Origin of the sequence: Streptacidiphilus cavernicola, assembly GCF_042510955.1 — a bacterium.
Lineage (GTDB): Bacteria > Actinomycetota > Actinomycetes > Streptomycetales > Streptomycetaceae > Streptacidiphilus > Streptacidiphilus cavernicola.
Genome location: NZ_JBHFAB010000028.1, coordinates 41,730 through 58,486 on the forward strand (window position 1 = coordinate 41,730; position 16,757 = coordinate 58,486).

Annotated in this window: 16 protein-coding genes; 3 read left to right on the top strand and 13 right to left on the bottom strand. The window is 73.6% G+C overall.

Annotation, left to right across the window (positions count from 1 at the left end):
* Positions 1 to 562 precede the first annotated feature (562 nt).
* The 4 genes from ACEZDE_RS28820 to ACEZDE_RS28835 form a co-directional block, all read right to left on the bottom strand.
* Positions 563 to 1,150, bottom strand: coding sequence for a DUF742 domain-containing protein (locus ACEZDE_RS28820; RefSeq protein ID WP_380542191.1), 588 nt, complete (start codon positions 1,148 to 1,150; stop codon positions 563 to 565).
* Positions 1,147 to 1,563: a roadblock/LC7 domain-containing protein gene (locus ACEZDE_RS28825; protein WP_380542194.1), complete on the bottom strand. Its 417-nt coding sequence runs from the start codon at positions 1,561 to 1,563 to the stop codon at positions 1,147 to 1,149. The genes ACEZDE_RS28820 and ACEZDE_RS28825 overlap by 4 nt, the downstream gene beginning before the upstream one ends.
* Positions 1,560 to 4,565 (bottom strand): sensor histidine kinase, encoded by a 3,006-nt coding sequence (locus ACEZDE_RS28830; protein WP_380542197.1) that lies wholly within the window; start codon positions 4,563 to 4,565, stop codon positions 1,560 to 1,562. The genes ACEZDE_RS28825 and ACEZDE_RS28830 overlap by 4 nt, the downstream gene beginning before the upstream one ends.
* A 151-nt stretch (positions 4,566 to 4,716) precedes the next feature.
* Positions 4,717 to 5,700: an alpha/beta fold hydrolase gene (locus ACEZDE_RS28835; RefSeq protein ID WP_380542200.1), complete on the bottom strand. Its 984-nt coding sequence runs from the start codon at positions 5,698 to 5,700 to the stop codon at positions 4,717 to 4,719.
* Positions 5,701 to 5,919: 219 nt separating this feature from the next.
* Between ACEZDE_RS28835 and ACEZDE_RS28840 the strand changes: the two genes are divergently transcribed.
* Positions 5,920 to 7,764: an AMP-dependent synthetase/ligase gene (locus tag ACEZDE_RS28840; RefSeq protein ID WP_380542202.1), complete on the top strand. Its 1,845-nt coding sequence runs from the start codon at positions 5,920 to 5,922 to the stop codon at positions 7,762 to 7,764.
* A 42-nt stretch (positions 7,765 to 7,806) separates the two neighbouring features.
* Here ACEZDE_RS28840 and ACEZDE_RS28845 read toward each other — a convergent pair whose 3' ends face one another.
* The 4 genes from ACEZDE_RS28845 to ACEZDE_RS28860 form a co-directional block, all read right to left on the bottom strand.
* Positions 7,807 to 8,631, bottom strand: coding sequence for an SGNH/GDSL hydrolase family protein (locus tag ACEZDE_RS28845; protein WP_380542205.1), 825 nt, complete (start codon positions 8,629 to 8,631; stop codon positions 7,807 to 7,809).
* A 135-nt stretch (positions 8,632 to 8,766) separates the two neighbouring features.
* Positions 8,767 to 9,183: a YjbQ family protein gene (locus ACEZDE_RS28850; RefSeq protein ID WP_380542208.1), complete on the bottom strand. Its 417-nt coding sequence runs from the start codon at positions 9,181 to 9,183 to the stop codon at positions 8,767 to 8,769.
* 47 nt (positions 9,184 to 9,230) lie between these two features.
* A complete protein-coding gene (locus tag ACEZDE_RS28855) occupies positions 9,231 to 10,217 on the bottom strand; it encodes a M48 family metalloprotease (RefSeq protein ID WP_380542211.1) in 987 nt (328 codons plus the stop codon).
* Positions 10,214 to 10,600, bottom strand: coding sequence for a BlaI/MecI/CopY family transcriptional regulator (locus ACEZDE_RS28860; RefSeq protein ID WP_380542214.1), 387 nt, complete (start codon positions 10,598 to 10,600; stop codon positions 10,214 to 10,216). Before ACEZDE_RS28860 ends, ACEZDE_RS28855 begins: the two co-directional genes overlap by 4 nt.
* A gap of 129 nt (positions 10,601 to 10,729) precedes the next feature.
* Between ACEZDE_RS28860 and ACEZDE_RS28865 the strand changes: the two genes are divergently transcribed.
* Together ACEZDE_RS28865 and ACEZDE_RS28870 are read left to right on the top strand one after the other, a co-directional pair.
* On the top strand, positions 10,730 to 11,380 hold the full coding sequence (locus ACEZDE_RS28865; protein WP_380542217.1) for a DedA family protein: 651 nt from the start codon (positions 10,730 to 10,732) through the stop codon (positions 11,378 to 11,380).
* Entirely contained in the window at positions 11,377 to 11,988 is a 612-nt protein-coding gene (locus tag ACEZDE_RS28870) for a phosphatase PAP2 family protein (RefSeq protein WP_380542220.1), read from the top strand. Before ACEZDE_RS28865 ends, ACEZDE_RS28870 begins: the two co-directional genes overlap by 4 nt.
* Before the next feature lie 36 nt (positions 11,989 to 12,024).
* On the opposite strand, the gene ACEZDE_RS28875 is transcribed toward ACEZDE_RS28870, so the two are convergent.
* The 5 genes from ACEZDE_RS28875 to ACEZDE_RS28895 all read right to left on the bottom strand — a co-directional run bounded on the left by ACEZDE_RS28875 (position 12,025) and on the right by ACEZDE_RS28895 (position 16,755).
* Positions 12,025 to 12,666 (bottom strand): MBL fold metallo-hydrolase, encoded by a 642-nt coding sequence (locus ACEZDE_RS28875; RefSeq protein ID WP_380542223.1) that lies wholly within the window; start codon positions 12,664 to 12,666, stop codon positions 12,025 to 12,027.
* A 96-nt stretch (positions 12,667 to 12,762) separates the two neighbouring features.
* Positions 12,763 to 13,857, bottom strand: a complete 1,095-nt coding sequence (locus tag ACEZDE_RS28880) for an ROK family glucokinase (protein WP_380542226.1) — start codon at positions 13,855 to 13,857, stop codon at positions 12,763 to 12,765.
* Positions 13,854 to 14,693 carry an ATP-binding cassette domain-containing protein gene (locus ACEZDE_RS28885; protein ID WP_380542229.1) on the bottom strand — a complete coding sequence of 280 codons (840 nt, stop codon included), beginning with the start codon at positions 14,691 to 14,693 and terminating at the stop codon, positions 13,854 to 13,856. Before ACEZDE_RS28885 ends, ACEZDE_RS28880 begins: the two co-directional genes overlap by 4 nt.
* Positions 14,690 to 15,730 carry an ABC transporter permease gene (locus ACEZDE_RS28890; protein WP_380542231.1) on the bottom strand — a complete coding sequence of 347 codons (1,041 nt, stop codon included), beginning with the start codon at positions 15,728 to 15,730 and terminating at the stop codon, positions 14,690 to 14,692. Before ACEZDE_RS28890 ends, ACEZDE_RS28885 begins: the two co-directional genes overlap by 4 nt.
* Positions 15,727 to 16,755, bottom strand: a complete 1,029-nt coding sequence (locus tag ACEZDE_RS28895; RefSeq protein ID WP_380542233.1) for a sugar ABC transporter substrate-binding protein — start codon at positions 16,753 to 16,755, stop codon at positions 15,727 to 15,729. Before ACEZDE_RS28895 ends, ACEZDE_RS28890 begins: the two co-directional genes overlap by 4 nt.
* Positions 16,756 to 16,757: the final 2 nt, after the last annotated feature.

The following is a 16,757-nucleotide window of genomic DNA, read 5'->3' on the forward strand; positions in this document are numbered from 1 at the left end:
TCGTGATGGCCGTCGTGGTCGTGCCCGTGCGGCGGGGCGGGTGGGCGGAGCGGGGGCGTCGGGTGCGGGACGACGGGCACAACCGGGGCGACCGGGGCCGGTGTGTGGGTGTGGGTGTGCGGCGGCGCGGGCGGGTGGACCGGCGGCCTCAGCTGCGTGGGCGTCGGGGCGGTCGGGGCCGGGGAGTTGGTGTGGGCGTGGGCGTGGCTGTGCGGCAGGGCCGACGGGTGCGGAAGGTTGGCCGGGTCGCGGAGGTCGGTGGGGTGGTGGAGGTTGGCCGGGTGCGGGAGGTTGGCGGGGTCGCGGAGGTCGGTGGGGTGTGGCTGGGTCGGTGTCGGGGCGTGCGGGAGGGTCGGGGCATGGTGGAACGTCGGGGTGTGCTGGTGGGGGTGGGTCGGGCCAGGGGGGTGGCCTGACGGCGACTCCCCCGGGGCCCCTGTGAGACGTGGCATGGCCAGGGACTGCCCGTACGGGTGAGGCGCCAAGTCACAGGGTGGCAAACTCACCCGACCGAGTGGAATTCCCTCGAACTATCGTTCCTGCCAGCCAGAATGACGGAGAGTCACAGCGCCCGCAGGCCCCGGATCACATCCCGCAGCACACTGGTGTCCGGCAGCTCCGCAGTGGGGACCGGGCGGCTGACCCGGATCAGGTCGGCCTCCAGCAGGTCCCCCAGCAGGATCCGGGCCACCCCCAGCGGCAGGTCCGTCCCGACCGCGACCTCGGCCACCGACAGCGGACGCTCCCGCACCAACTCCAGGATCGCCTGGTACTCGGGGCCGTCCGTGCGCTCCGCCGCCTCCGACTCCGCCAGGCCGGTCCAGTCGGCGGCGATGACCTGGGCGATGACGTCGAGCACCGCCCCCTCCGCGTGCCGGGTGCGACCCCGGGTCAGGGTGTACGGACGGACCAGCCGGGACAGTTCCTCGTCCTCCGCCGCCGCGTCGTCCTCGGTCCAGGCGTCCTCGGTCCAGCCTGCTCCGCCGTCGTCGGCGTCCTGGTCCGGGCCCGCGGCCCGGCGGCCCGCGCGCAACCGGTCCGCGACCCGGTCGTACGTCCCGTCGAAGACGGGTCCGCTGCCGAAGCCGGACCCCGACTCCGACCGGCCTCTCCCGTCCGGCTCGGACGGGCCCCCCGTGGCCGCGTTCACCGGACGGTGGGCAGGCCCGCCCTGGGCTCACTGCCCAGGTGCTCCCCAACCCGCTTCACCAGCAGGGCCATCTCGTACGCGATCAGGCCGACGTCGGCCTCCGCCTCGCTCAGCACGGCCATGCAGCTGCCGTCGCCCGCGGCGGTGACGAAGAGGAAGGCGTGGTCCAGCTCGATCATCGTCTGCCGCACCCCGCCCGCCTGGAAGTGCCGGGCCGCGCCCTTCGCCAGGCTGTGGAAGCCGGAGGCGACCGCGGCCAGGTGCTCGGCGTCCTCCCGGGTCAGCCCGGAGGACGCGCCGGTGGCCAGGCCGTCGCTGGACAGGACCACCGCGTGCCGCACTTCGGGCACCCGCCGGACCAGGTCGTCCAGCAGCCAGTTGAGGTCTCCGGTGGGCTTGGTCGCGAGGGTCATCTGACGGTTCCTTCCGCTGAGGGATCGTTGGCGCCGCTCGCACGGGCGGCAGATGGGGCATCGACGGGGGCGGCAGACCGCTCCGCGGGGTCGTCGGCGGGCAGGGGGGTGGCCCGCCCGCGGCTCAGGCCGCGCTGGAACGAGGAGAAGGTGGCCCGCACCTCCTCCGGGGAGCGCTCGCGCTGCGGGGTGGCCTCGTCGGACGGCGGCCGGGGCCGGCCGGGCTCGCCGGTGGCCGCGATGTCCGTGGCCACCCTGAGCTGCGGCGCCAGATTCGCCTGTCGCACCCGCCGCGGCAGCAGCGGGGGCGGCGTGGAGCCGCCACCCGGCTGCGACGGGCCGCCCGGCAGCGGTGGTGCGGCAGCGGGGGCTGACTGCGACGGCGGGGCCTGCTGGGGTGCGGAGCCGGGTTGCGGTGTGAAGCCGGGCTGCGGCATGGAGCCAGGCTGCGGCGTAGAGCTGGGCTGACGGATCCTCAACTCCCGTGTCAGTTCCCCCGAGTCACCACTCGGCCAGGCGGCGCCACCCGCTCCGTCGGCACCCCGGACCCCGCCGGGGGCGGCCGCGCCACCCGCTCCGTCGGCGCCCCGGGCCGCGCCGGGGGCGGCGGCGTCCCCGGCGGAGCCGACGCCTGGGCCGTCGTCGTCCGCTGCGGCTTCGCCGCCCGCGGCGGGGCTGAGCCGGAGGGTGGGGACGCCGGGCGCCGGGCTCCGCTCGGCGGACGCCGGGCCGCGGGCGCTGCCCTCGTGGGTGGCGAGGTAGGCCTCGGCACGGGAGGGAAGCACGGTCGGGCGGCGGCGCGGCAGGGCCGCCACCCCCTGTTCCCCTCCCTCGCCGTCCAGTTGGACCTCCAACGCGGGCGCGGGCACCGGCGCGGCATGCCGCGGGCCGCGCTGCGGCACCGGGCCCCGGCCTCCGCCGCCTCCCCCGCCGGACCCGCCGAGGCCGCCCGATCCATCGGACCCGCCCGACCCATCGCCGGAACCGCCCCGGGGCAGTTCCCGTCCGGCCCGGTGTCGGTTCGGCTCCAGGGACAGCTCGCCCGTCTGCTCGGCGACGCCGCCGCCGGGGGCGTCGACCGGGTCGCCGGACCGCGCGGGCACCTCCGCCAGGAGGTCCCGCGGCAGCAGCACCACCGCGGTGGTCCCCCCGTACGGGGAGCGCCGCAGCGACACCTGGACGCCGTGGCGCGCGCTGAGCCTGCTGATCACGAACAGGCCGAGCCGGTCGGTGTCGGCGAGGTCGAAGTCGCCGCCGGTCGCCAGCCGGTCGTTCGCCGCCGCCATCGCCTCCTCGCCCATGCCGAGGCCACGGTCGTCGATCTCCAGCACGAAGCCGTTGGCGACCGCCTCGCCCTGGATCCGCACCTGCGTGTGCGGCGGCGAGAACACCGCGGCGTTCTCCACGAGTTCGGCGACCAGGTGGACCACGTCCGAGACCGCGCCGCCGGCCACCGCGACCGGCGGCATCCGGTGCACCAGCACCCGGGCGTAGTCCTCGACCTCGCCGACCGCGGCCCGGACCACGTCCAGGATCCGCACCGGGCGGCGCCAGTTCCGGCCCGGGGCCGAGCCGGAGAGGATGATCAGGCCCTCGGCGTGCCGGCGCATGCGCGTGGTCAGGTGGTCCAGCCGGAACAGGTCCTCCAGCTCGTCCGGGTCCTCGACCCGGCGCTCCATCTCGTCCAACAGCGTGAGTTGACGGTGCAGCAGGGCCTGGCTGCGGCGGGCCAGGTTGACGAAGACGGCGGCGATGCCGCGCCGCAGCTCGGCCTGCTCCACCGCGGCCTGCACCGCGGACCGCTGCACCGCGTTGAACGCCCGGCTGACCTGGGCGAGTTCGTCCCGGCCGCCGTCGTTGACCGGCACCTGCGGCACTTCGACCGCCAGGTCCACCCGCTCGCCCTCGCGCAGCCGCCGCATCACCTCCGGCAGCCGGACCCCGGCCAGTTCGAAGGCGGAGTCGCGCAGCCCGGTCAGCTCGCGGACCAGGCGGCGGCCGATGCTCAGCGAGAGCATCAGCGACACCAGGACCGCCAGCAGACCGGCCACGCCGACCGCCGCGTCCTTCCAGACCACGTCCCTGACATAGGACGTGGCGCGGGACCTGGCGAGGGTGACGGTCCGGTAGTCGATGCCGTCGAGCTGGCTGAGGGCCTGGTTGAGGGTGGTCTGCCACTTGGGGCCGTCGATCCGCTGGGCGGCGGACTCCTGGCCGAGGTTGGCCACGGCCGTCTCCAGGCTGCCGAGGTCGCCGTAGACCGGTCCGTTGACGAAGTCCTGGAACAGTCCGGCCTCCGGGGCCGGCAACTGGTCCACGTGTGCCTGGAACAGCAGTTGCTCGCCCTCGCTGCTGGCCAGGAAGGCCTGGTAGCTGGCGGTGTCGAAGGTCCCGTAGGCACGCGCCCCGTACATCAGGGCGTCCTCGCGGGAGATGTACTCGCGGGCGCGGCCCAGCTCGACCAGGTTGCCCGCCTCCCGGGTGAGGTCGCTGGACTGCAGGATGCTGAACTGCACGCCCAGGTCGGTGCCCGGGGTCAGCGCGTCGGTGTAGTCCCGGTAGACGTCCATCCAGCGCACCAGACGGTCTGTCGGCTCGGCCCGCAGCGCGGGCAGCTGCTTGATCCCCTTGAGCACGGCCTTGAGCGCCGTCCGCTGGCCGCTGCTCAGGCTGTTGACCTTGCCGCTGTCGGCGGCGCGGGTGGTGACCAGGGCGGCGACCTGGTCGGTGGCGGCCTCCGCCGTGTGCAGCGCGGCCAGACTGGTCTTGTTGCCGGGCGCGGCCGAGTAGGTGACGGCGGCCAGCCGTTCGTTCTGGAGCACGCCGACCAGTTCCTCCGAGGGGAGGCCGAGCCAGCCGAAGTTGCTGTTGGCCCGGGTCAGGCTCCAGACGTCGTTGACGCTGGTGGCCGTGTTGTAGGCCCACAGGCCGGTCAGCGAGGCCAGCGGGACGAGGAGCAGCGCGATGATTCTCGCGCGAATCGATCTGCTGCGGAAACGCATGGGCTCCTCCGGGCCGACCGCAGGGGTGCACGCGGAGGCGGACGTGACTGGTTGGCTGGATTGTCACCCAGGGCAGGGCAGGGTTCAGTGCGGACTCTGCCCTGAGTTGGGCGAGAGCCTACTACCTGGGGACGCGTCAGTTCGAGCCTCGTCACATCGTGCGGGAATGGCCGGAATGCGTATCTTCTGCAGTCGCAGTCGCAGTCGCCGTCGTCGTCACCGCCGCCGCCGCACAGAGTTCGCGGAGCCGGGCGGTGACCGCGTCCGGGCGTTCGACCAGCAGCATGTGGCCGCAGCCCGGTTCCACCCGGAGCCGGGCGTCCGGGAGCTCCCGCGCCAGTCGGCGGCTGTGCTCGACCGGGGTGAGCCGGTCCAGGTCGCCGACCACGATCTCCACCGGCAGCAGCTTCAGCGCGTCCAGCGCCCCGGCCTTGTCGTGCCGCATCAGCGCCGGGAACCAGTCGGCGACGGCCGCCATCGGGCAGTCGTGGATCATCCGTGCCCCGGCCAGCACCGCCTCCCGGGTGGCGGCCGGGCCGTAGAGGTAGCGCTTGACCAGGTACGGGTTGATCCGCCCGGCCGGTCCGGGCAGCAGGTGGCCGCGGACCCACGTGGAGCTGGTGACGGTCCGTGAGCAGTAGCCGAAGAAGGCCGACTCGGCGTGCCCCAGGGCGCGCTGCCGCAGCGGCGCGTCCTTGCGTCCGCGCGGATCGAGCCGCCCGGCGGAGGTGCTGGTCAGCAGGACGCCGCGGACCCGCTCGGCGACCAGGTCGGGGCGGGCGGCGGCCAGGGCCATGACCGTCATCCCGCCCATCGAGTGCCCGCCGAGGACCAGCGGTCCCTCCGGCGCGGTCTGCCCGATCACCGCGGCGAGGTCCTGGCCGAGCAGGTCGATGCTCCACGGCCGGGTGATGCCGCCGTCGGAGCGGCCGTGCCCGCGCTGGTCGTAGCGCACCACCCGGACCCCGCCGCCCGCGCCGGACGCTCCGGCCAGCGCGCGGGCCTGCTGCTCCCAGGCGCTCGCGTCCAGGGTCCAGCCGTGGGCCAGGACCAGGGTGACCGGGGCGTCGTCGGGACCGTCCGTGTACGCCGCGAGCGCGGCGCCGTCGGCGGCGGTGACAGTGATCCTGGCCATGGGCGGCTTCCTTGCCTGGGCGGAGTTATCTTACCGAGTAGTAAGTTAAGCTAGGGCGGGCCCGCCGCGCCGTCAATACCGCGCACAACCTGCACCTTTTCGTGCGGATTGAGTGGAGATAAGACGCAACCGCACATCGGACCCTGGCTGCGGGTTTAACCGTCCGGTAACTTGCGGGGTCCGGTCGCAACGAGGCGTCGGTCGCGAGGGGAGCTGGACGTGCGGGAGTTCACCGTGCCGGCACTGGTGGAGCCCGCACCCACCGGCGGCCTGGCCGACTCGGTCTACGCCGCGGCGGAGGCCGAACCGGATCTGGTCCAGCTCTCCCGCCGCACCGAGGACGGGAGTTGGGCCCCGGTCAGCGCCCGTGCGTTCCGGGACGAGGTGCTGGCCACCGCCAAGGGGCTGCTGCACCAGGGCGTCCGTTTCGGCGACCGGGTCGCGCTGATGTCCCGCACCCGCTACGAGTGGACCGTGCTCGACTACGCGCTGTGGACCATCGGCGCGCAGCCGGTCCCGGTCTACCCGACCTCCTCGGCCGAGCAGGTCCGCTGGATCCTGGCCGACTCCCGCGCGGTGGCCTGCGTGGTCGAGCACGAGGACCACGCGATGACGGTCGGCTCGGTCTGCGACGCGCTGCCGCAGCTGCGCAGCATCTGGCAGCTGGACGCGGGCGCGCTGCGGATGCTGGAGCTGGCCGGCCGCGCCGTCCCGGACGACCTGGTGCTGCGGCACCGCGCCGCGGTCACCGCGGACACCGTCGCCACCATCGTCTACACCTCGGGCACCACCGGGCGCCCCAAGGGCTGCGTGCTCTCGCACGGCAACTTCGCCGCCGAGACCGACAACCTGGTCGCCCGCTACAGCCATGTGTTCCGCAACAACAACAGCGAGCAGCCGAGCACCCTGCTGTTCCTGCCGCTGGCGCATGTCTTCGGGCGGATGGTGCAGGTCGCGGCGCTGCGCGCGGGGGTGCGGCTGTCGCACGAGCCGAGCCTCGCCCCGGCCGAGCTGATGCCCGCCCTGGCCTCGGCCCGGCCGACCTTCATCCTGGCCGTCCCCTACATCTTCGAGAAGCTGATGCAGCGGGCCAGGGAGGCGGCCGAGGAGGCGGGCAAGCTGCCCGCGTTCGAGAAGGCGGTGGACGCGGCGGTGCGCTACGCCGCCGCGCAGGAGCGGCATGCCTTCGGCGACGGCCCGGGGCCCAGCGCGGGCCAGCGGCTGCAGCACCAGGTCTACGACCGGGCCGTCTACAGCAAGGTCAGGGCGGTGCTGGGGGGCCGGGTGCGGCACGCCATGTCCGGCGGCTCGGCGATGAACCGCGAGCTGGGGCTGTTCTTCGCCGGGGCCGGGATCACCGTCTACGAGGGCTATGGCCTGACCGAGTGCACCGCCGCCGCCACCGCCAACCCGCCGGACCGGCCGCGGTTCGGCACGGTCGGGCACCCGGTGCCGGGGACCACGGTGCTGGTCGCCGAGGACGGCGAGGTCTGGGTCAGCGGCGGCCAGGTGTTCCAGGGGTACCTGGACGACCCCGGCGAGACCGGATTGATCCTCCGTCAGGGCTGGCTCGCCACCGGCGACTTGGGCGAGCTGGACGAGGACGGCTATCTCACCATCACCGGCCGGAAGAAGGAGATCATCGTCACCAGCAGCGGCAAGAGCGTCGCCCCGACCGTGCTGGAGGACCGGGTGCGGGCGCATCCGCTGGTGGCGCACTGCATGCTGGTCGGCGACAACCGCCCGTTCGTCGGCGCGCTGCTGGCACTGGACGCCGAGGCGCTGGCCAACTGGCAGCAGCGGCGCGGCAAGCCGCCGGCCACCGCGGTCGACCTGCGCACCGACCCCGACCTGATGCACGAGCTGCAGCGCGCGGTGGTGGGCGCCAACACGGCGGTCTCCAGGGCCGAGTCGATCCGCGCCTTCCGAATCCTCGCGGGCGAGTTCACCGAAGCCGCCGGGCTGCTCACGCCCTCGCTCAAACTCCGCCGCCGAGCGGTCGCCGAAACCTACGCCGACGACATCGAAGCCCTCTACGCGGAGGCGTCCGGCCCGCCGATGTGACCGGCCGGACGCCCCTGCCCGCTCGGCGCGGACCCGGGAGGGTCAGCCCGCGGCGGCGGTGAAGCCGGGGAGGAAGCCGCCGGACTGGCCCGCGGCGGTGGGGTGGTAGGACTCGTCGATCGGCAGCGTGGTGCTGTGCAGCCACGAGTCGCTGGAGCAGATCTCGTGCCCGGTGAACGCCCCGCGCACGTCGACGAAGCTGAAGCCGGCGTTGGCCGCGCGCTTGGCGATCACGGTGTCCAACTGGTCGGCCGCGCCGTTGATCGCGGTGCGCGAGGTGTCGCTGATGCCGAACAGGCAGCTCCCCGGCACCTGGTAGAGGTGCGGGTAGTCGAGCACCACCACGTGCGCGTTCGGGGCGTGCGCCCGGATCGCCGCGTAGGTGGCGTCCAGCTTGGCCGCCAGCGGGCCGTTGATGAAGGCCTCGGCGGTGCTCACCGCGGACAGGCAGGAGCTGGTGCCGTCCAGCACGCAGGTCTCCATGCTGCTGGCGAACCCGGCGTCGTTGCCGCCGATGCTGATGCTGACCAGACCGGTCGAGCTGTTCAGCCCGGACAGCTGACCGCTCAGCACGTCCGCGGTGGTGGCGCCGGAGCAGGCGACGAAGGTGAACGACGACGGCTGGTGCGCCGCCTGCCACAGGTACGGGTAGGACTTGGTGCTGCGGTCGCAGTCACCGCTGGAGCTGATGTAGCTCCCGGCGCCGACCCCGGAGGAGTACGAGTCCCCCAGGGCGGCGTAGCCGGGCTCGGCCGCTCCCACCGGCGAGGCCGCGGCGACGGCGGCCACGGTGAGGCCGACGGCGGCGAGGAGGGTGGCGAGGGTACGGGTGGTCCTGCGGAGCGGGCGTGCGCTGGGTCGGCGCATGAGGCCTCCACGGCTCTGTGGGTGGCACACGGTGTGATGTGCGCCACGAGATTTATACCGGCCGGTAACCCGCACCGACAGTGTCCATGCCATGAATTTTTCAACGAGCCCGCACCGCGGAGGTCACCCTCGGAATCAGCCCAGGAACGAGAGCCTGACGGTGCGTCGGGGATTGTCCCGGTTGGTGTCGATCAGCACGACCGACTGCCAGGTGCCCAGCGCGAGCCGCCCGCCGATCACCGGCAGGGTGGCGTGCGGGGCGACCAGGCCCGGCAGCACGTGGTCACGCCCGTGCCCCGGGCTGCCGTGCCGGTGCCGCCAGCGGTCGTCGGCCGGGAGCAGTTCCCGCAGCGCGGCCAGCAGGTCGTCGTCGCTCCCGGCGCCGGTCTCGATCACGGCGACGCCCGCCGTGGCGTGCGGGACGAACACGTTGAGCAGCCCGTCGCGCCCCGGCGCGACCTCGCGCAGGAAGGCGTCGCAGCGGTCGGTGAGGTCGAGCGCCGTTTCCGTGGCGCCGGTGGTCAGCTCGAAGGTCAGCGTCTCAAAGGCCATGCGCCCATCCTCGCCGCTGTCAGCGGCCCTGCCGCGCAACCTCGACGTCAGCGGCCCTGCTGCGCAACCTCGACCTGGGCGTGCAGATCCGTCGCCGCGTCCAGCGCCGTGCCCAGCGACAGCCCCAGCGCCGCCACCAGCACCGCCGCCACCAGCACCGCGCCGCGGCGGGAGGTCCTCCGGTCCTGGCCCGCCCCGAGCAACGCGGCCACCCGGCGCGGGACCGGGCCGGCGGCCATCCGCAGCGGCGCGTGCCCGCCGCCGGCCAGCGCCGCGCGGCCGATCGCCCGTGCGACCAGCCTGCGGTCCGCGACCGAGGCGGCGGCCGACTCGTCGGCCCAGCGTTCCACCGCGTAGGCCGCGCCGTCCCGGAGCGGGAGCAGCAGCGGGTGCAGCGCCGCGGAGAGGTCGGCGAGCAGCAGGAAGAGGTGGTGACGGCCGGTCAGATGGGCCCGCTCGTGCGCCAGCAGCACGGTCAGCTCGGCCGGCTCCAGCACCCGCAGCATTCCCCGGGTGACCACGATCCGCCCGGATCGGCGCAGGCCGCCGGGCAGCGCGTAGGCGTCGGGCAGCTCACCCGGCAGCAGCGCCAGGCCGTCAGCGCCGACCGGGTCGGGGTCGGCGACGGCGGGATCGGCGACGGCGGACCCCGGCTGGGCGGCGATCAGCCGCCAGGCCTCGGTCCGCTCGCTGCGGTGCCGCCGCAGCACCCGGGCCGCCCGTCCGACCAGGGCCAGCAGCAGCACGCCCGCCACCGCGCCGGCCGGCACCACCGCGGCCGGGGCGAGGTGCCGGGCGAAGGGCAGGTCCAGATGCCCCAGCGCGGCGACGAAGGGCAGGTGCAGCAGCGCGGTCAGCGCCAGCAGGCCGAGCGCGACCGTCCCGGCCCCGGCCAGGCCGACCGCGGTCCCGGTCAGCAGCCAGGCGGCGAGCCGCGGCGGCAGCCGGTCCGGCAGCGAGCGGACCTGCGGCAGCGCCAGCAGCGGCGCGACCAGCAGCGGCAACAGCAGCGGGGCCCACACCGCGAACCTCACCGCTGCTCCTCCGCCGGGGGCGGGCTCAGCAGGCCGCGCAGCAGCCGCTCGTCCTCGTCGCTGAGGCCGGAGACGAAGCGGGCCAGCACGGTCTGCCGGTCCGCCTCCTTCTCCAGCTCGGACCGCATCCGCCGGGCCGCGAGCCCCGGCGCGTCCTGCGCCTCGTGCGCAGGCGCGTAGGCGAAGGCGCGCCCGACACGCGTGCGCACCAGCACCCCCTTCTCAAAGAGTCGGGTGAGAATGGTGTTGACCGTGGTGCGGGCGAGGTCGCCGCCGAGGGCCCGCTGGATCTCGGCGGGCGCGAGCGGGGCCCCGGCCGCCCAGAGCACGGTGAGGACGTCTGTTTCCAGCTCACCGGGGTGACGGCGCTGCGGCCCGATCACGGGCTTCCGATCAGAGACAAGGGACTCCGCTTCCGACAGAACGACTCCTGGCATCCACTACAGTGGCACAGGTCGACTACAACTTTGTAGACAGTGTCCCACGATGCCACCCGCAGGAGCGTGACCTCCATGATCCCGGATCCCACAGCGCTGACCAGTCTGGCGCTGAATCCGCTGGACGCAAACTCCCTGCTCGCCGCGTTCGGCGCGCTGGGCATCGCGGCCGTGCTGTTCGCCGAGACCGGTCTGCTGGTCGGCTTCTTCCTGCCCGGCGACTCGCTGCTGTTCACCGCCGGGCTGCTCTGCACCACCAGCAAGAACGGGGTCCACCTCAACCTCGCCGAGGTGCTGGTCTGCGCGGTCGTCGGCGCGATCGCCGGAGCCCAGGTCGGCTACATCATCGGCGACAAGGGCGGCAAGGCGCTGCTGGCCCGCAACAAGAACCGGCACCTCCAGCAGGGCGCCGCCAGGGCCGAGGAGATCCTCGCCAAGTACGGGCACGCCAAGGCCATCGTGCTGGCCCGGTTCATCCCGGTGGTCCGCACCGTGCTCAACCCGATGGCCGGGGCGCTCGACGTCCCGGTCCGCACCTTCACGCTGTGGCAGATCGTCGGCGGCCTGCTCTGGACCGTCGGCGTCACCCTGGCCGGCTACGGCCTGGGAAGCAGCATCCCCAACATCGACACCTACCTGCTGCCCATCATCGCCCTGATCGTGGTCCTCTCGCTGATCCCGATCGCCCTGGAGCTGATGCGCAGCCGCAAGGCGGCCCGCTCGTGACCCTGCTCTCCCTCAACGGCGCGTCCATCGACGGCGGCCTCTACCACTGGTTCATCGTCCAGGCGCAGAACGCTCCGCACTGGTTCGACGACCTGGTCTCGTTCTACGCCAGCTACGGCCTCGGACTGTTCGCGCTGATGATGCTCTGGTGCTGGTGGCAGGCCCGGAAGGCACGCAGCGCCGGTTCGATGGCGCTGGCGCTTGCGGTTCCGGTGGCCGTGGTGCTGGCCTATGTCGCCAACGACATCGTCAAGAGCATCTTCGACGAGCCCCGGCCCTGCCAGGTGATCACCTCACCGGCCACGATCCAGCCCTGTCCCGGGATCGGCGACTGGGCCTTCCCGAGCAACCACTCCGCGATCGCGGCGGCGGCAGCGGCGGCGATCCTGATGCTGGACCGCAGGCTCGGCGCGATCGCGGTGCTGGCCGCGCTGGTGATGGGCTTCTCGCGGATCTGGGTGGGCGCGCACTACCCGCACGACGTCCTGGTGGGCTTCGTGGTCGGCGCGGTGGTCGCGGTCCCGCTGATGCTGGCGGCGAAGCGGTTCGGGCCGCCGCTGGTGGTCCGACTGGAGTCCGGCTTCCTCCGGCCGCTGCTCACCGCATAGCGGCTCCGGCCGGGGCTTCGCGGCCGGGGCCCGGTGTCAGCCCAGGTCGGCGGCCTCGCCCGGGGCCAGCCGCTGGTAGCCGGCCTTCGGGGCCAGCATTCCGGCGAAGCGCTCGACCCCGGCCAGGCCGATCGGGCTGAGCATCGCGTCGTGCACCGCGTAGGTCCTGGCCGCGCCCACCGCCACCGCGTACTCGGTCACCTCGGCGGTCTTCGACCAGGGCGCGTGCACCGGGAGCAGCAGGGTGCGGATCGGCCGGTCGGGGACGGTCAGCGCGTCGCCCGGGTGGAACAGCGCGCCGTCGTCCAGGGCGAAGCCGACGTTCTCGATCTGCGGCAGGTCCGGGTGGATCACCGCGTGCCACTCGCCGTGCACCTCGACGTCGAACCCGGCGGCGGTGAAGGTGTCGCCGTGGCCGACCACGTGCACCCGGCCCTTGCCGAGGCCGGACAGTTGCTCGGCGACCGCGCCGTTGGTCCAGATCCGCAGCGCCGGGTTGGCCTCGGCCGCGGCCCGCAGCCGCGACTCCTCGAAGTGGTCGAAGTGCTCGTGGGTGACCAGCACGGCGTCCGCCCCGTCCAGGGCCTCGGCCTCGGTGAACACGCCGGGGTCGAGGACCAGCGTCTGCCCGTCCTTCTCCAGCCGGACACAGGCATGGCCCATCTTGGTGAGACGCATGGCTCCTCCGTAGCTCCTCAGCGGGCGACAATCCACTCTCCCCCATCCTCCCCCTCAACCCGGGGACGGGCACAGGCGGGTGCTGCCGCCCCGCGGTCAGCCCCGGGTCTGCCGCTCCACCCGGCTGCGTTTCACGGTGCGGAAGCGGCGGGCCACCTGGCGGGCCAGGTCGGCCGCGCCGACCAGGCCCGCCTCGTTGCCCAGCTTCGCCAGGACGATGTCGGCCTCCGGCCGGAAGCCGCGGCCGGAGAGGTTGCGCCGGTAGGCCTCCCGGGCCGGGCCGACCAGCAGCTCGCCCGCCGCCGAGACCCCGCCGCCGATCACGAAGCGGCCCGGGTCCAGCGCCGCCGCCAGGTTGGCGATGCCGAGGCCGAGCCAGTGGCCGATCTCCTGGAGCAGCTCGACCGCCACCGCGTCGCCCTGCTGCGCGGCCTCGGTGACCAGCGGCCCGGTGATCGCCAGGACGTCCCCGCCGACCCGTTCCAGCAGCGGTTCGGCCACCGGCGACTCCGCCGCGGCCAGCTCCCTTGCCTCCCTGACCAGCGCGTTCCCTGAGGAGTACTGCTCCCAGCAGCCGCGGTTGCCGCACGGGCAGCGGTGCCCGCCGGGGACCACGGTCATATGGCCGAACTCCGCGGCCATCCCGTACCGGCCGCGTTCCAGCCAGCCGTCGCGGACGATCGCGCCGCCGATGCCGGTGCCCAGGTTCACCATCACCAGGTGGTCCTCGCCCGCACCCGCGCCGAACCGCCACTCGGCCCAGGCCGCGGCGTTGGCGTCGTTCTCCACCACCACCGGGAGCTTCAGCCGGCTGCTGAGCGCGTCCCGCAGCGGCTCGTTGCGCCAGGACAGGTGTGGTGCGAACAGCACCCGGGCCCGGTCGGCGTCGACGAACCCGGCCGCGCCGATGCCCACCGCGTGCACGTCGTGACGGTCCGCCAGCTGCAGCACCAGCTCGGTGATGGTGTCCTCGACCACCTGGGGGCTCTTGCTCCGGTGCGGGGTCTCGGTCCGCAGCTGCTCCAGGATCCGGCCCTCGCCGTCCACCACCCCGGCGGCGATCTTGGTGCCGCCGATGTCGATGCCGACGGTCGGCAGCCGCAGCAGCGAGGGGCGCGGGGCCCCGCCCCTGCGGACGAAGGTGCGCGGTGTCCGCCTGCTGGTCCCGCGTGTGTACGGCGTGCCGCTCACGTTCCGTCCGCTCCACTCTCCGACTCGGGGGGCGCGACCCCGGCCCGCCGCAGCTCATGGCTGAGCTCGGCCAGCTCGGAGCCGCCGGCCATCTCGGCCGTCAGCTGCTCCAGGGTGATCTCCGCCCTGGTGTGGCTGCCTGCCATCCTCCCGCGTTTCAGCAGCAGGAAGCGGTCTCCCACCAGATACGCGTGGTGCGGGTTGTGGGTGATCAGCACCACGCCGAGACCGGCGTCCCTGGCGGCGGCGACGTACTTGAGCACCACCCCGGACTGCTTGACCCCGAGCGCGGCCGTGGGCTCGTCCAGGACCAGCACCTTCGCGCCGAAGTGGATCGCCCGCGCGATGGCCACGCACTGCCGCTCGCCGCCGGAGAGGGTGCCGATCGGCTGGTCCACGTCGCGCAGGTCGATGCCCATCCGCAGCAGCGCGTCCCTGGTGGTGGCGCGCATCGTCGGGACGTCCATCCGGAACCTGCCCAGCTCGGAGCCGAGGAAGAAGTTCCGCCAGACCGGCATCAGCGGGACCACGGCGAGGTCCTGGTAGACGGTGGCGATGCCGCGGTCCAGCGCCTCGCGCGGCGAGGAGAGCCGGACCTCCTCCCCGGCGATCCGGTAGCTGCCGGCGTCATGGGCGTGCAGCCCGGCGATGATCTTGATCAGGGTGGACTTGCCCGCGCCGTTGTCGCCCAGCACGCAGCTGATCGCACCGGCCTCGACCAGCAGCGAGACGTCGCGGAGCGCCAGCACGCTGCCGTAGTTCTTGCCGACGTCGACCAGCTCGACCAGGGGCGCGGCATCAGCCAGGGGCGCGGCATCGGCCGGGGGCGCGTTCACGCGTGCTCCGCCCGGCGTCGGACCCAGGCGTTCAGCAGGGTGGCCAGCAGCAGCATCGCGCCGAGGAAGAACTTGAACCAATCCGGGTCCCACTGCGCGTAGACGATGCCCTTGCCGGTCATCCCGAAGATCGCCGCCCCCAGCGCGGAGCCGACCGCCGAACCGTAGCCGCCGGTGATCAGGCAGCCGCCGATGACCGCCGCCACGATGTAGATCAGCTCATTGCCGACGCCCTCGCCGGACTGCACCGTGTCGAAGGAGAACAGCAGGTGCTGGCCCAGCACCCAGCCGCAGAAGGCCACCCCCAGATACAGCGCGATCTTCGTCCGGGCCACCGGGACGCCGACCGCCCGCGCCGCGCCCGCGTCGCCGCCGACCGCGAAGATCCAGTTGCCGAAGCGGGTCCGCAGCAGGATCCAGCTGGCCGCCAGCACCAGCCCGAGCCACCACCACACGGTCGCCCGGAAGGTCATCCCGCCGACCGTGAACGACCCGGCGAACAGCCAGGCGCAGGAGCGGTAGCCCTGCATGTCGGCGATCGACTTGGTCGCCACCGTCCCGTCCACCAGCTGGGTGACGCCCAGGTTGGCGCCGGTCAGCATCAGGAAGGTGCCCAGGGTGACGATGAAGCTGGGCAGCCGGGTCCGCGCCAGCACCCAGCCGTTGAACAGCCCGATCGCCAGCGTGACCAGCAGCGACACCGCCACCCCGACCCAGGTCACCGCGGTGAGCTGGTACGACACCATGGACGAGGTCAGCGCGGCGGTGGTGACCAGCACCCCGGCCGACAGGTCGAACTCGCCGCCGATCATCAGCAGCGCCACCGGCACCGCCATGATCCCGATGGTGGACGCCGAGTAGAGCACCGTGCCCAGCGCGCCCGCGGTGAGGAAGGTCGAGGTGACCGCGCTGAAGAAGGCGAACACCGCCACCGCGGCCACCAGCGCGCCCAGCTCCGGACGCCCCGTCAGCCGCCGGGCCGCCGAGCGCGGCGCGAGCCGCTCGTCGCCGCCCGCCAGCACCTCCGGCCCGGTCAACGGGTGCCCCGGCCGACGTAGCCGGCCAGGGCCGGGGCGTCCTTCCTGGTGAGGATCTGCGGCCCGGTGGCGACCGGGCTGCCGCCGCCGAGCACGTTCAGGTTGTACTTGTACAGCCACAGCAGGTCGACGCCCTCGTAGCCCTGCAGGTAGGGCTGCTGGTCCACGGCGAAGCCGATGCTGCCGGACTCCAGCCCGGCCACCACCTGGCTGCTGAGGTCGAAAGTGTCCTCCTCGGTGCTCCCCGCGGCCCGCCCGGCGTCGGCGACGCTCTGCAGCGCGGCGTTGGCCAGCGGGGCGCTGAGCGTCAGCACGGTGTCCACCGAGCGGTCCGCCTGCAGCTTGGCGGCGATCGCCGCCCTGGCGTCCGGCAGGTCGGTGCCGTTGACGTAGAGCACCTGCCAGGCGCCGCCGAAGGCCGCCTTGGCGCCGTTGCAGCGCTGCTCCTGCCCGACGTTGCCCTGCTCGTGGATCACGCACAGCACGCTCTTGCGCCCGCGCTGCTTCAGCTCGGCCCCGGCGGCGCGTCCGGCGGTGGCCTCGTCCTGACCGACGTGGGCCAGCGCGCCGAACTTCGCCGAGAACTCCTCGCCGGAGTTGACCGTGATCACCGGGATCCCGGCCGCCTCGGCCTTGGCCAGCACCGCCTTCATCGCGTCGCCCTTGGCCAGGGTGACCAGCAGCCCGTCCACCTTCTGGTCGATCGCCGCCTGCACCAGCTGGACCTGGTTCGCGGTGTTGGCGTCGTTGGAGTAGACGAAGTTCACGTTGTCCTTGGCCGCCGCCTGCTGGGCGCCCTTGCGCACGGTGTCCCAGAACGAGTCGCCGCTGCCGGCGTGGGTGACCATGGCGAAGGTCCAGCGCGGAGTGCTCACCCCGGAGCCGCCCCCGCCGGACGCGGCGGAGCGGGCGGCCTGCTCGGCCCGCAGCCCGCCGGTGCTGCTGCACCCGGCCAGGCCGGCCGTCCCGGCCAGCCCGAGTACTGCCGCCAGTACGGCGGTGAGCAGGAACGGAGGACGGCGCATGG

Excerpts from the sequence above, each read along its gene's own strand:
- ACEZDE_RS28825 (WP_380542194.1), bottom strand. The coding sequence starts at position 1,563 with ATGACCCTCGCGACCAAGCCCACCGGAGACCTCAACTGGCTGCTGGAC.
- ACEZDE_RS28830 (WP_380542197.1), bottom strand. The coding sequence starts at position 4,565 with ATGCGTTTCCGCAGCAGATCGATTCGCGCGAGAATCATCGCGCTGCTC.
- ACEZDE_RS28835 (WP_380542200.1), bottom strand. The coding sequence starts at position 5,700 with ATGGCCAGGATCACTGTCACCGCCGCCGACGGCGCCGCGCTCGCGGCG.
- ACEZDE_RS28845 (WP_380542205.1), bottom strand. The coding sequence starts at position 8,631 with ATGCGCCGACCCAGCGCACGCCCGCTCCGCAGGACCACCCGTACCCTC.
- ACEZDE_RS28850 (WP_380542208.1), bottom strand. The coding sequence starts at position 9,183 with ATGGCCTTTGAGACGCTGACCTTCGAGCTGACCACCGGCGCCACGGAA.
- ACEZDE_RS28865 (WP_380542217.1), top strand. The coding sequence starts at position 10,730 with ATGATCCCGGATCCCACAGCGCTGACCAGTCTGGCGCTGAATCCGCTG.
- ACEZDE_RS28875 (WP_380542223.1), bottom strand. The coding sequence starts at position 12,666 with ATGCGTCTCACCAAGATGGGCCATGCCTGTGTCCGGCTGGAGAAGGAC.
- ACEZDE_RS28895 (WP_380542233.1), bottom strand. The coding sequence starts at position 16,755 with ATGCGCCGTCCTCCGTTCCTGCTCACCGCCGTACTGGCGGCAGTACTC.